General features: G+C 64.3%; 13 protein-coding genes. 8 read left to right on the top strand and 5 right to left on the bottom strand.

Features of this window, described 5'->3' with window-relative positions; all coding sequences use genetic code 11:
- Window positions 1–41 precede the first annotated feature (41 nt).
- From leuS to WHT83_RS02870, 3 genes are read left to right on the top strand one after another with little or no spacing between them, the layout of a single operon-like run.
- Window positions 42–2,660: a leucine--tRNA ligase gene (leuS, locus tag WHT83_RS02880; protein ID WP_406872917.1), complete on the top strand. Its 2,619-nt coding sequence runs from the start codon at window positions 42–44 to the stop codon at window positions 2,658–2,660.
- Window positions 2,647–3,210 (top strand): LPS assembly lipoprotein LptE, encoded by a 564-nt coding sequence (lptE, locus tag WHT83_RS02875; protein WP_406872916.1) that lies wholly within the window; start codon window positions 2,647–2,649, stop codon window positions 3,208–3,210. The genes leuS and lptE overlap by 14 nt, the downstream gene beginning before the upstream one ends.
- A 24-nt stretch (window positions 3,211–3,234) precedes the next feature.
- The gene (locus tag WHT83_RS02870) at window positions 3,235–4,365 is read left to right on the top strand and encodes an AAA family ATPase (protein WP_406872915.1); all 1,131 of its coding nucleotides are present in this window, start codon (window positions 3,235–3,237) and stop codon (window positions 4,363–4,365) included.
- Between the two features lie 5 nt (window positions 4,366–4,370).
- Here WHT83_RS02870 and WHT83_RS02865 read toward each other — a convergent pair whose 3' ends face one another.
- On the bottom strand, window positions 4,371–5,258 hold the full coding sequence (locus WHT83_RS02865) for a DMT family transporter (protein ID WP_406872914.1): 888 nt from the start codon (window positions 5,256–5,258) through the stop codon (window positions 4,371–4,373).
- Between the two features lie 132 nt (window positions 5,259–5,390).
- Between WHT83_RS02865 and WHT83_RS02860 the strand changes: the two genes are divergently transcribed.
- Window positions 5,391–5,828, top strand: coding sequence for an Lrp/AsnC family transcriptional regulator (locus tag WHT83_RS02860; protein ID WP_055974929.1), 438 nt, complete (start codon window positions 5,391–5,393; stop codon window positions 5,826–5,828).
- Between the two features lie 64 nt (window positions 5,829–5,892).
- Here the strand turns inward: WHT83_RS02860 and fsa are convergent, their stop codons facing one another.
- The gene (gene fsa, locus WHT83_RS02855) at window positions 5,893–6,546 is read right to left on the bottom strand and encodes a fructose-6-phosphate aldolase (protein ID WP_055974926.1); all 654 of its coding nucleotides are present in this window, start codon (window positions 6,544–6,546) and stop codon (window positions 5,893–5,895) included.
- 90 nt (window positions 6,547–6,636) lie between these two features.
- On the opposite strand from fsa, the gene WHT83_RS02850 reads away from it, so the two are divergent.
- Window positions 6,637–8,820, top strand: a complete 2,184-nt coding sequence (locus WHT83_RS02850) for a primosomal protein N' (protein WP_406872913.1) — start codon at window positions 6,637–6,639, stop codon at window positions 8,818–8,820.
- Window positions 8,821–8,825: 5 nt separating this feature from the next.
- On the opposite strand, the gene WHT83_RS02845 is transcribed toward WHT83_RS02850, so the two are convergent.
- Genes WHT83_RS02845 through WHT83_RS02835 form a run of 3 tightly spaced genes read right to left on the bottom strand, consistent with a single transcriptional unit; the run spans window position 8,826 to window position 10,089 of the window.
- Window positions 8,826–9,344 carry a cyclopropane-fatty-acyl-phospholipid synthase family protein gene (locus tag WHT83_RS02845; RefSeq protein ID WP_318763407.1) on the bottom strand — a complete coding sequence of 173 codons (519 nt, stop codon included), beginning with the start codon at window positions 9,342–9,344 and terminating at the stop codon, window positions 8,826–8,828.
- A 44-nt stretch (window positions 9,345–9,388) separates the two neighbouring features.
- Window positions 9,389–9,841: a type II toxin-antitoxin system VapC family toxin gene (locus tag WHT83_RS02840; protein WP_183262808.1), complete on the bottom strand. Its 453-nt coding sequence runs from the start codon at window positions 9,839–9,841 to the stop codon at window positions 9,389–9,391.
- The gene (locus tag WHT83_RS02835) at window positions 9,838–10,089 is read right to left on the bottom strand and encodes a type II toxin-antitoxin system Phd/YefM family antitoxin (RefSeq protein ID WP_406872912.1); all 252 of its coding nucleotides are present in this window, start codon (window positions 10,087–10,089) and stop codon (window positions 9,838–9,840) included. Before WHT83_RS02835 ends, WHT83_RS02840 begins: the two co-directional genes overlap by 4 nt.
- Window positions 10,090–10,277: 188 nt before the next feature.
- On the opposite strand from WHT83_RS02835, the gene WHT83_RS02830 reads away from it, so the two are divergent.
- The 3 genes from WHT83_RS02830 to atpA all read left to right on the top strand — a co-directional run bounded on the left by WHT83_RS02830 (window position 10,278) and on the right by atpA (window position 13,001).
- Complete coding sequence (locus WHT83_RS02830) at window positions 10,278–10,673, top strand: DUF4345 family protein (protein WP_108606389.1); 396 nt, start codon at window positions 10,278–10,280, stop codon at window positions 10,671–10,673.
- A 238-nt stretch (window positions 10,674–10,911) separates the two neighbouring features.
- A complete protein-coding gene (locus tag WHT83_RS02825) occupies window positions 10,912–11,472 on the top strand; it encodes a F0F1 ATP synthase subunit delta (RefSeq protein ID WP_108606390.1) in 561 nt (186 codons plus the stop codon).
- Entirely contained in the window at window positions 11,472–13,001 is a 1,530-nt protein-coding gene (gene atpA, locus WHT83_RS02820) for a F0F1 ATP synthase subunit alpha (protein ID WP_108606391.1), read from the top strand. The genes WHT83_RS02825 and atpA overlap by 1 nt, the downstream gene beginning before the upstream one ends.
- The last annotated feature ends 16 nt before the right edge of the window (window positions 13,002–13,017 follow it).

The following is a 13,017-nucleotide window of genomic DNA, read 5'->3' as shown; positions in this document are numbered from 1 at the left end:
TTCGCCCCGGTCCACGCACGCTTTTAAGTGAAAAACATCCGATGGCAACCGAACGATACAATCCGCGCGCATCCGAACCCAAATGGCAGAAGGCCTGGGGCGAGGCAAAACTCTTCGAGACGAAGAACGACGATCCGCGGCCGAAATATTACGTGCTCGAGATGTTCCCCTATCCGTCGGGGCGCATCCACATGGGCCATGTCCGCAACTACACGATGGGCGACGTCGTCGCGCGCTATCGCCGGGCCATGGGCTGCAACGTGCTGCATCCTATGGGCTGGGACGCCTTCGGCATGCCGGCGGAAAACGCCGCGATGCAGAACAAGGTCCACCCCAAGGCCTGGACCTACCAGAACATCGACACGATGCGGACGCAGCTGAAGTCGATGGGCCTGTCCCTCGACTGGAGCCGCGAGTTCGCGACCTGCGACGTCGACTACTACCACCGCCAGCAGATGCTGTTCATCGACTTCGTCGAGAAGGGCCTAGTGACGCGCAAGTCGTCCAAGGTCAACTGGGACCCCGAGGACATGACCGTGCTCGCCAACGAGCAGGTGATCGACGGGCGCGGCTGGCGTTCGGGCGCGCTGGTCGAACAGCGCGAGCTGACGCAGTGGTTCTTCAAGATCACCGACTTCGCTCAGGACCTGTCGGATGCGCTGGAAGGCCTCGATGAGTGGCCCGAGAAGGTCAAGCTGATGCAGCGCAACTGGATCGGCCGCTCGGAAGGGCTGCTGATCCGCTGGCCGCTGGCGGCCGGCACCGCACCTGCGGGCGAGAGCGAACTCGCAGTCTACACGACGCGGCCCGACACCATCTTCGGCGCCTCGTTCATGGCGATCTCGGCCGATCACCCGCTGGCCAAGAAGGCTGCCGAAAACAAGCCCGAGCTCGCTGCCTTCATGGAAGACGTGCGCCGCATGGGCACGTCGGTGGCTGCGCTCGAGACCGCCGAGAAGAAGGGCATGGACACCGGCATCCGCGTCGTCCATCCGTTCGACGAGAACTGGACGCTGCCGGTCTATGTCGCCAATTTCGTGCTGATGGAATACGGCACCGGTGCCATCTTCGGCTGTCCGTCGGGTGACCAGCGCGACCTAGACTTCGCCAACAAGTATGGCCTGCCCGTGGTGCCGGTGGTGATGCCGGAAGGCGGCGATGCCGCGACCTTCCAGGTCACCGAGGAGGCCTATACCGACGACGGCGTGATGATCAATTCGCGCTTCCTCGACGGCATGAAGCCGACGGATGCGTTCAACGACGTCGCCAACCGTCTGGAGCAAATCTCGATCGGCAACCGGCCGATGGGCGAGCGCAAGGTGCAGTTCCGCCTGCGCGACTGGGGCATTTCGCGCCAGCGCTACTGGGGCTGCCCGATCCCGATGATCCACTGCGACGATTGCGGCGTGGTGGCGGTGCCGAAGGCCGACCTGCCGGTCAAGCTGCCCGACGACGTCGAGTTCGACCGTCCGGGCAACCCGCTCGATCGTCACCCGACCTGGCGCCACGTCGCTTGCCCGAAATGCGGCAAGGATGCGCGCCGGGAGACCGACACGATGGACACCTTCGTCGATTCGTCGTGGTATTTCGCGCGCTTCACCGCACCTTGGGAGAACGAGCCGACCGATCCGAAGGCCGCCAATGAATGGCTGCCGGTCGACCAGTATATCGGCGGCATCGAGCATGCGATCCTGCACCTGCTCTATTCGCGCTTCTTCACCCGCGCGATGCGCGAGGCAGGCCACCTGAACATTGCCGAGCCATTCAAGGGCCTGTTTACGCAAGGCATGGTCGTTCACGAGACCTACAAGGGGCCGAACGGCTGGGTGACGCCCGTCGAGATCAAGATCGAGGAAGCTGACGGCAAGCGCCGCGCTTCGCTGCTCTCCGACGGCACGCCGATCGAGATCGGCTCGATCGAGAAGATGTCGAAGTCGAAGAAGAACGTGGTCGACCCCGACGACATCATCGCCAGCTACGGTGCCGACACGGCGCGCTGGTTCATGCTGTCGGATTCGCCGCCCGAGCGCGACGTGATCTGGACCGAAGCCGGCGTCGAGGGCGCGCATCGCTTCGTGCAGCGCGTCTGGCGTCTGATCTCCGAGTCAGCCGACGCGCTGGCGAATGCCGAAGCCAAGGCATCGGCGGAAGGCGATGCAGCCGTCGTGTCGAAGGCAGCGCACAAGGCGCTGAAGGCTGTAGGCGAAGACATCGGCAAGCTCGCCTTCAACAAGGCGGTGGCGCGTATCTACGAGCTGTCCAACACGCTGCAGGGGCCCATGGCCGACGCTGCTGCCGGCAAGGCATCAACGGAGATGGTTTCGGCCTTGCGCGAGGCGGTCGACATCCTGATCGTGATGATCGCACCGATGATGCCGCACCTGGCCGAGGAGTGCTGGGTGGTGCTCGGGGGCGAGGGCATGGTCGCCGACCGGTCGTGGCCGAAATTCGATCCCGCCCTCATCGTCGACAACGAAATCACCTATCCGGTGCAGATCAACGGCAAGAAACGAGCCGATTTGACAATCGCCCGCGACGCAGATCAATTGACCGTCGAAAAAGCGGCGCTGGCACTGGAAGCAGTGCAGAAGGCGCTGGATGGAAAGTCGCCGCGCAAGGTGATCGTTGTGCCGCAGAGGATCGTCAATGTCGTTGCCTGATGCGCGAAATTCTGCCGGTTCGGTGCGCGTTGCTGCACGTCTGGCCCTCCTGGCCGCGCTTGCACTGGCGTCTGCCTGCACGGTGCGTCCCCTCTATTCGGACGGCCCGGCGTCGGCAGGCGTCGAAGCCGGCACGGCGACGCAACTGGCCTCGATCAACATCAAGCCGGTCAACACCCGCTACGGCCAGGAAGTCCGCAACCACCTGATCTTCATGTTCAATGGCGGGGCGGGCCAGCAGGCCGCAGCGCCCTACACGATGGATCTGGCGGTCGCGGCGCTCACAGAGTCCTCGCTGCTGGCCGCAGTCACCAGCAAGGATGACGAGCCGACCGCGGGTGCGGTGACGCTGACCGGCACCTATGTCATCACCGACATCAAGACCGGCAAGCGCATCACTTCGGGCAAGCGCAACGTCTCGGCATCGTTCGACCGGCCACGCCAGGAATTCGCGCGGATGCGGGCCGAGCGCGACGCCGAAAACCGTGCGGCGCGCGAGCTTGCCGAACTGCTCAGGCTGGCCATTGCCCAGGACATGTCGAAGGGCTGAGCTCTTTTTGCGGAAGGTCGGTCGATGCGGCTGACATCCTTTTCGGCCGCAGGCTACCGCTCGCTGCGGTCGATCCGGCTCGACATCGGCCAAGTCAGTGTCTTCGTCGGCGAGAACGGGGTGGGCAAATCCAACCTCTATCGCTCGCTGCAACTCATCAAGGCATCGGCCGAGGGAACGCTGGCGCGCGAAATCGCGGGCGAGGGCGGGATGGGCTCGGCGCTGTGGTCGGGCAAAAGGCGTGCCGGCCAGCCGGTCCGCGTCATCATCGATGCCGAGTTCGTCGACGACGAAACGGCGGCGAAATACACTTACAAGGTCGAGATCGGCCTGCCGCCACCGGTTTCGGCCGGCTTTGCCTTCGAGCCGCACGTCAAGGAAGAGACCCTCATCGTCGAGGCCGGACGCCGTCCGGTCGAGATGATGACGCGCAAGGGGCCGGCGGTGTTTGCCCGCGACGACGACGGACGCCGGGTCGAACACACCGAACGCGTCCTCAATTCTGAAACTGCGCTTGCGCTGCTGGGCGGAGCCGGACGCTATCCCGAGGTCGGCGACCTGCGTGCAGCGGTTGCCGGCTGGCGCTTCTATCATGGCTTTCGCACCGACGCGGATTCGTTGGTGCGCCGCCCGGCGCTGGCGACGACGGCGCCGATGCTTGACGAGGATGGCGCCAATCTCGCCGCCGTCTTGGCGACGCTGCGGCACATCAGGGAAGATACCGTCGATCTCGACCGCTGCATCGCCGAGGCGCTTGGCGGGGCGCTGCTAGATGTTCCGGTGCCGGGCGAAACGGCGACCTTCGGGCTTGTGCTGCCGGAGTTTCCGCAGCGGGTGTTCCGCCCGCAGGAACTGTCCGATGGGCAGATCCGGTTCCTGGCGCTGGCAGGTGCGCTGATGTCCTACCGCCTGCCACGACTGATCGCGCTCAACGAGCCGGAAGCGAGCCTGCATGTGCGCATGCTGCCGTCGTTGGCCGACATGATCGCCCGCGCCGCCGAGCGGACGCAGGTCTGGGTGGTGACGCATTCGCGCGAACTGGCCGATCTCGTGCATGAGCGCACCGGTTCGCGGGCGCTGACGGTCGTGCGTCTGGAGGGTGCCACCATGATCGAAGGCATGCGGACGACCGGCTTGATGCCGGACGACGACTGAAGCTTTCAGGCTCGCGCGATGCGAGGCCTCGCCAGCGACCAGCCAAGCGTCATGCCGGCGGCGGCAATCAGGATGGCGGCGGCGCCGACAAGCTGCAGCGGCTGCAGGCGATGGCCGAAGGCCAGGAAGTCGGCCAGGATCGCCACGACCGGATAGATGAAGGACAGCGCGCCGACGAGGTTGGTCGGCAGCTTCTGGATCGCGCCGTAGAGCATGATGTACATCACGCCGGTATGGATGACGCCGACGGCGATTAGCAGCGCCCAGGTGCCGGCGTCGGTGGGGAGATGGCCGAAGTTGGCGAAGGGTGCGAGCATCGCGATGCCGACCGTTACCTGGATCAGCGCGATCAGATGCGGCGGCACGCCCTTGAGCTTCTTGGTGATGATGGCGGCAATCGCGTAGAAGAAGGCAGCGCCCAGCGCCAGGAGGATGCCTGAGAGATAGTCGGTCCCGGTGGTTGCACCTGATTTTGCCTGGACGATCATCAGCATGCCGCCGAAGGCGATGCCGAGCCACGCCAGCTTGGTCAGCGTCAGACGCTCGCCGAAGAACATCGCCCCCAGAGCCACCAGCATGAAGGGCTGGGTGTTGTAGACGGCGGTGGCTATCGAGATCGAAGCGCGTGGAAAGGCGGCGAACAGCAGGATCCAGTTGGAGACGATGGCGACGCCGCCGATGGCTGCATAGGCGATCTGGCTGCGCGACATCACCTCGGGCCGGAACAGACCGAGCGCCGCACAGACGATCAGCAGCGTGACCGCGCCAAAGGCGCAACGCCAGAAGACCACGTCCATGACCGGCTGGCCGGACAGGACGACGAACAGTCCGATGGTTCCCGAAATCACCATTGCAGCGGTCATTTCGACGGTTCCGCGCATCTTGTCCGACATCTCGCAGCCCTTTCTGTTCTGGGCTGTATTTTTACGCTCATGGTCTGCCGGAATATATGGATATCAGAAGGCGTTTGTTTGGATTCTCCTAATCATGTAAGGTGGACGCTGAAAAATGCCTAAGAGGATTGCATGCTGGACGATCTGGACAGGCGCATCGTCGAAATCCTGGTCGACGATGCCAGGATTTCGCTCAAGGAACTGGCGCAGCGGGTGAACCTGTCGTCGCCGAGCACGTCGGAGCGGTTGCGCCGGCTTGAGGAGCGCGGGGTCATCCGCGCCTTCACGGTCGACATCGACCCCCAGGCACTCGGCTATACGCTGCAGGCGATCGTGCGCATCCGGCCGCTGCCGGGCAAGCTGCATCAAGTGCAGAAGCTGATCGAGGACATCGCCCAGTTCTCGGAATGCGACAAGGTGACGGGCGACGACTGTTTCATCGCCAGGCTGCACATCCGCTCGATCGACGAGCTCGATAAAATCCTCGACCAGATCACCGACAAGGCCGAGACCAACAGCTCGATCGTCAAGGCGCAGCCGGTGAAGCGGCGCCTGCCGCCGCTGGCCTGACCGGCAAGGGACACAAAAAAGCCGGCGCTTGTGGCGCCGGCTTTGGTTGGTCCTTTCGGAAGGATCAGCCGATCTTCTGGCCGGTCTTGGCCCAGTCGGCCAGGAACATCTCGAGGCCCTTGTCGGTCAGCGGGTGCTTGACCAGCGCCTTCAGCGTTGCCGGCGGGATGGTGGCGACGTCGGCGCCGATGAGTGCGGCGCGCTTGACGTGCTCGGTCGAGCGGATCGAGGCGGCGAGGATCTCGGTGTCAAAGCCGTAGTTGTCGTAGATGTGGCGGATCTCGGCGATCAGCTCCATGCCGTCGACGGCCATGTCGTCGAGGCGGCCGATGAAGGGCGAGATGAAGGTGGCGCCGGCCTTGGCGGCGAGCAGCGCCTGGTTGGCGGAGAAGCACAGCGTGACGTTGACCATGCGGCCTTCCGAGGTCAGCGCGCGGCAGGCGCGGAGGCCGTCGAGGGTGAGCGGCACCTTGATGCAGATGTTGTCGGCGATCTTCGACAGCACCGCCGCTTCCTTCATCATCTCGGCATATTCGGTGGCAGCGACTTCCGCGGAGACCGGGCCTTCGACGATGTCGCAGATTTCCTTGGTCACTTCGGCGATGTTACGGCCGGACTTGAGAATCAGCGACGGGTTCGTGGTGACGCCGTCGAGGAGGCCGAGCTCATTGAGTTCGCGGATGTCCTTTACGTCGGCGGTGTCGACGAAAAACTTCATGGGGTTCTCCTTGGCAATGGAAGGGTGCCTGTGGGGCACAGCACTTGTCGGCCTTTGCTCTAAACCAAGTTCGGGGCAAGGTCACGCGTCATGACCGCCGATTCGCCAAGAACCAGGGCCGCCCCCGTGCTGGTGCCGATGCCGGCCGAGCGCGCCTATTCCTATGCCGTCCCCGACGGCATGCAAGTGGTGCCCGGCTCGGTCGTGCGCGTGCCGCTGGGCCCGCGCGAAGTGGCCGGCATCGTCTGGGACGGTCCGGTCGAGGCGGTCGATCCGAAGAAGCTCAGGCCGATCGCCCATGTCTTCGATTGCCCGCCGATCACCGACCAGATGCGCCGCCTTGTCGACTGGATCGCGCACTATACGCTCTCGCCAGCCGGCATGGTGGCGCGGATGATCCTGCGGGCGCCGGAGGCCTTCAATCCGGAGCCTTGGACGGAAGGCCTCAAGCGCAGCGACGGCGAGCCCGACCGGATGACGGCGGCGCGCGCACGCGTGCTCGAGATGGCGAATGACGGCATGGCCTGGACCCGCTCGGGACTGGCGCATGCCGCCGGTGTCTCCTCGACGGTCATCGACGGGCTGAGGGCGCAAGGCGTGTTCGAGACGGTGTTGATCCCGCCGCGGCCTGTCGTGGCGGCGCCCGACACCTCCTATGCCAGCGCCGAGCTCACCAACGACCAGCAGACGGTGGCGAACAGCCTGCGCGGCCAGGTGGAGGCCGATCGCTTCGCAGTCACCCTGATCGACGGCGTCACCGGTTCGGGCAAGACCGAGGTCTATTTCGAGGCGGTGGCGGCAGCGCTCGACAAGGGCAAGCAGGTGCTGATCCTGCTGCCGGAAATCGCGCTGACCCAGGCCTTTCTCGAGCGCTTCCAGAACCGCTTCGGCGCGAAGCCAGCGGAATGGCACTCGGACCTGCCGCCAAGGATGCGCGAGCGTGTCTGGCGCCAGGTGGCGGAAGGCGGCGTGCGGGTGGTCGCCGGCGCCCGCTCGGCGCTGTTTTTGCCATTCAACAACCTTGGCCTGATCGTCGTCGACGAGGAGCACGACCCTGCCTACAAGCAGGAGGACAGGGTCTTCTACAACGCCCGCGACATGGCCGTGGTGCGTGCCCATATCGGCGGCTTCCCCGTGGTGCTGGCCTCCGCCACGCCTTCGGTCGAAAGCCGGGTCAATGCCGAGCAGGGCAAGTATGCGCGCTCGGTGCTGTTGGCGCGCTTTGCCGAGGCGGCACTGCCCAAGCTTGCCACCATCGACATGCGGCGTTCGCCACCGGCGCGCGGCGGTTTCCTGTCGCCGATGCTGCTCGCCAAGATGCGCGAGACGCTTGGCCGGCAGGAGCAATCGCTGCTGTTCCTCAACCGCCGCGGCTATGCGCCGCTGACGCTGTGCCGGGTCTGTGGCCATCGCTTCGGCTGCCCGGTCTGTTCGGCATGGCTGGTCGAGCACCGCTTCCGCGGCCAGCTCATCTGCCACCATTGCGGCCACAACGAGAAGCGCCCCGAGGCCTGCCCGGAATGCGGCACCTTCGATCATCTCGTCGCCTGCGGGCCGGGGGTCGAGCGGATTGCCGAGGAGGTCGTCTCGCATTTCCCCGATGCACGTACCATCGTGCTGTCGTCGGATATGCTCGGCGGGGTCAAGCGGTTGCGGCTGGAACTGGAGGCGATCGCCAACGGCGAGGCCGACATCGTCATCGGCACCCAACTGGTCGCCAAGGGCCACAATTTCCCCAACATGACGCTGGTGGGCGTCGTCGACGCCGATCTCGGCCTCGCCAATGGCGATCCGCGCGCCGCCGAGCGCACCTATCAGCTTTTATCGCAGGTGACGGGCCGGGCAGGACGCACCGGCAAGAAGAGCCTAGGCTTGCTGCAGACCTTCCAGCCCGACCACCCCGTCATGCGGGCGATCGTCTCGGGCGATTCGGAAGCCTTCTACGAGCGCGAGATTTCCGAGCGCGAGAAGGCAGCGCTGCCGCCTTTCGGCAGGCTCGCCGGCATCATCGTCAGCGCGGCGATACGGCCCGAGGCCGAGAGCCATGCGCGCGGCCTCAGGCGCGCGGCACAGGTTGCTCAGGACGTCCATGTGCTCGGCCCGGCGGAGGCGCCCCTGGCCCTGATCGGGGGACGCCACCGCTTTCGGCTGCTGGTGCAGGCCGACAGGAAGGCCGACATCCAGGGCTACATACGCGCACTGCTTGCCGCCGGGCCAAAGGTGCGCGGATCGGTGCGGGTCCAGGTCGACATCGACCCGCAGAGTTTCCTGTAGGCGGATCAGGCCGGGGGCGACGCGACCATGCCGAGCAGCGGCGGCTTCGGGCTCGGACCGTACATCGTCCTTTCCAGCGTGTAGCCCGCAGCCTTCAGGCGCACGGCGATCGCGTGCTCAATGGTCGGGATCTGGCTGGCGCTTGGCGGCTCGAAGAACAGGAACAGTCGGCCCCCAGGGGTGAGCAGGGAACTGATCACCTTGAGCTCGCGCGCGGCCTCCAGCCAGAACAGGTTGACGTTGATGGCGAAGACCTTGCCGAAGGCGTGACCGGGACCAGACCAATCCGCCAGGGCGGCTTGAAAGAGCGCCGCCTTGCCGGAAGCGATCGATGCCCGGACTCTCTCCTCCGCCGAATTGACGGCACTACCGGACCGGTCGAGCCCGGTGATGTGGCCATCGACCAGCAGAGGGGCGATCTCGGCCATGGCGACGCCGCGGCCGCAGCCGATTTCCAGCAGGCGGTCGCCCGGTTCGACTTCGAGATGGCCGATCGACCAGGCAATGCGTTGAGGTATGGCCATGGTCCTACCCTGGTGTCGCGGCGGGCGCTGCGAGGGCAAATATACTACTCGCCCGGCAACGATTCGAATGGATTGATATGCGCGATGTCGAGCGGCTCGAAGTGTCTGCCGTTCGCGGTTAGCAACAAGAGGCCGTGCGCTTGGGCTGTTGCTGCTATCAACACATCGGCCAAGCCGGGGTGACGGCCGCGAGCAACCGCTGTATCTTCCATCGCACCGGCGATCCTTGCAACTGAAGCATCGACGGCCAGTAGGCGATCCCCAAAGCTGGACAGCAGGGAATCCAGCCATGTGGCCAGCCGATCGGCTCGCGCGATGCCGCCAAAGCGTCGCAACTTACAAATATCCTTCTCCACTTCGGCGACGGTAATGCTGGATAAGTACAGCGTCCGAGCCTCGCCCTGCGCGGTCATCCAATCCGAGATTTCCGGAGAGGTCGCTTTTCTCTCCGGAGCGAACGCCGACAGGACGGACGTGTCCAGCAGGAAGCCTGTCACAGATCAATCTCGCGCATCGGCGAGTCGTTGCGGTCAAACTCCAGCCCACCGGGGAAGCTCATCAAAAATGTCCCGAGATTGGGTTTTCGATTTGGGTAGAGTCGTTCCGCGTCGCCGACAGGGATAACCACAGCCGCTGGCTTGCCATGCTTGGTGATAATGGTCGGCTCGCCATTCTCGGCCGCTTCAACTACCGCAGAAAACCAGGCTTTCGCTTCGCGAACCTGCATCTTTTTCACGGGGGCCATCCTTGTGGTTACACGTAGTCATAATATAAACGAGGCGAAATAAAAATGCCAGTGCGTGCCTGGAAGGCTGGTGGCGGACAGGCTTCGCGTTGCGCGCGTTCGCAGGTTATGATCGCCGCGTATTCGCGGCCGGTTCAAAGTGCTAGTGCTTCCGAAGGGACGCGAGGCGCACTAGCGGAGGGGGAAAGATGGAGTTCGCATTTCCGTGGCCGATGAGCCAGGGCGAGTGGTTGGCTTGGAGCTCGGCAGCGGTGACGCTGCTGTTCGGCGTCATCCTCTTCTTCGCCCCGAGGATCGCCTTTCGCCTGCTCAGGCTGCAGGCTCGCCCCGACAATCCCGAAGCGATCGCCCAGGGCCGCGCCACCATGGCGGGCTTCTTTCTCGGCGTCGGCCTGTGCGCGATCCTGCTCGCCCAGCCGTGGCTCTACATGGCGCTCGGCGTGTCGTGGCTGTTCACCGCCTTCGGGCGGATCGTCGCCATGATGTCGGACGGCGCCAACACCCCGTACAACTGGGTAGCCATCGTCATCGAACTGGGTCTGGCGGTCCTACCCCTGGGGTTTGTTTTCGGCTTCTGGCCGTGAATCGCCGTCCGGCAGCAGCCTCAATGCCCAAGATGCGACAATAGTGCCTGAAATGGCTGTTAGAGGACGTGTTGCGGTCCTCAAAAGCCTGTGCTAGACGGCAATCGACTTTCGGCCGGGGGGATGCGGCTGCCGCTAGCTCCGGGGTCAAAAAACGCAGTAAGGTCAGAGATTTAGCTAGAGTCAAACGCTCGCGCCAACAATCTTGCGGCCTGTCAGACAAGAGAAAAGACGGTCCGTGGCCCAATCTTCCTCGCCAATCTCCGGTGTTGCTGAGCGTTATGCTGGATCGCTGTTCGATCTCGCGCTCGAAGCAGGCGCCGTTGCAAAGGTAGAAGCCGACCTTGGTCGTTTCGCCGCTCTGCTTGATGGCAGCGCCGATCTCGACCGCCTGATCAAGAGCCCGGTCTTCTCCGGCGAAGACCAGGAAAAGGCTATCTCGGCGATCGCCGACAAGGCCAAGATCACCGGCCTGGCTGGCAACTTCCTTCGCCTCGTGGCGCGCAATCGCCGCCTTTTCGCCCTGCCCGGCATGATCAAGGCGTTCCGCCAGATCGCTGCCGAGCATCGCGGCGAGACCTCGGCTGAAGTGACCTCGGCGCATGCGCTGACGGCAGCCCAGGAAACGGAACTCAAGGCAGCGCTGAAAAGCGTCGCCGGCAAGGATGTGGCGATCTCGGTCGCCGTAGACTCTTCGCTGCTCGGCGGCCTGATCGTGAAGATGGGCTCGCGCCAGATCGATACGTCGCTCAAAACCAAACTCAATTCGCTCAAGCTTGCACTGAAAGAGGTCGGCTGATGGACATCCGCGCCGCGGAAATTTCCGCAATTCTGAAAGACCAGATCAAGAATTTCGGCAAGGAAGCCGAAGTCACCGAAGTCGGTCAGGTTCTGTCGGTGGGCGACGGTATCGCCCGCGTCTACGGTCTCGACAACGTCCAGGCGGGCGAAATGGTCGAGTTCCCCGGCGGCATCCGCGGCATGGCGCTCAATCTTGAAAGCGACAACGTCGGCGTCGTCATCTTCGGTGCCGACCGCGACATCAAGGAAGGCGACACCGTCAAGCGTACCGGCTCGATCGTCGACGTCCCGGTTGGTCCGGAGTTGCTCGGCCGCGTCGTCGACGCGCTCGGCAATCCGATCGACGGCAAGGGCCCGATCAAGGCCAAGGAACGTCGCCGCGTCGACGTCAAGGCGCCCGGCATCATCCCCCGCAAGTCGGTGCATGAGCCGATGTCGACCGGCCTCAAGGCCATCGACGCCCTGATCCCGGTCGGCCGCGGCCAGCGCGAGCTGGTCATCGGTGACCGTCAGACCGGCAAGACCGCGATCATTCTCGACACCATCCTGAACCAGAAGGCGATCCATCAGTCCGGGCCGGACAAGGAAAAGCTTTACTGCGTCTACGTCGCCGTCGGCCAGAAGCGCTCGACCGTCGCGCAGTTCGTGAAGGTGCTCGAAGAGCGCGGCGCGCTCGAGTACTCGATCATCATCGCTGCCACGGCTTCCGATCCGGCGCCGATGCAGTTCCTGGCTCCGTTCGCCGGCTGCGCCATGGGCGAATACTTCCGCGACAACGGCATGCATGCGCTGATCGGCTATGACGATCTGTCCAAGCAGGCCGTCGCTTATCGCCAGATGTCTCTGCTGCTGCGCCGCCCGCCGGGCCGCGAAGCTTACCCGGGCGACGTTTTCTACCTGCACTCGCGTCTGCTCGAGCGTTCGGCCAAGCTGAACGACGAAAACGGCTCGGGGTCCCTGACCGCACTGCCGGTCATCGAGACGCAGGCCAACGACGTCTCGGCTTACATCCCGACCAACGTGATCTCGATCACCGACGGCCAGATCTTCCTCGAGACCAACCTGTTCTTCCAGGGCATCCGTCCTGCCGTGAACGTCGGTCTGTCGGTGTCGCGCGTCGGATCGTCGGCCCAGATCAAGGCGATGAAGCAGGTTGCAGGCTCGATCAAGGGCGAGCTCGCGCAGTACCGCGAAATGGCGGCGTTTGCGCAGTTCGGCTCCGACCTCGATGCAGCTACCCAGCGTCTGCTCAACCGCGGTGCGCGTCTGACCGAGCTGCTCAAGCAGCCGCAGTTCTCGCCGCTGAAGACCGAAGAGCAGGTCGCCGTGATCTTCGCCGGCGTCAACGGCTACCTCGACAAGCTCGCCCTCAACAAGGTTGGCAAGTTCGAGCAGGGCCTGCTGGCTTACATGCGCTCGGAAGGCAAGGACGTCCTCGACGGCATCCGTACGGAGAAGGCGCTCAGCGACGACCTCCGCGGCAAGCTCAAGGGTCACATCGACGCTTTCGCGAAAAACTTCGCCTGACACTGACGGATAAGGC

The organism is Aminobacter sp. P9b, from assembly GCF_045345995.1.
In the GTDB taxonomy this organism is placed as follows: domain Bacteria; phylum Pseudomonadota; class Alphaproteobacteria; order Rhizobiales; family Rhizobiaceae; genus Aminobacter; species Aminobacter niigataensis.
This window is presented reverse-complemented; position numbering and strand designations above follow the sequence as displayed.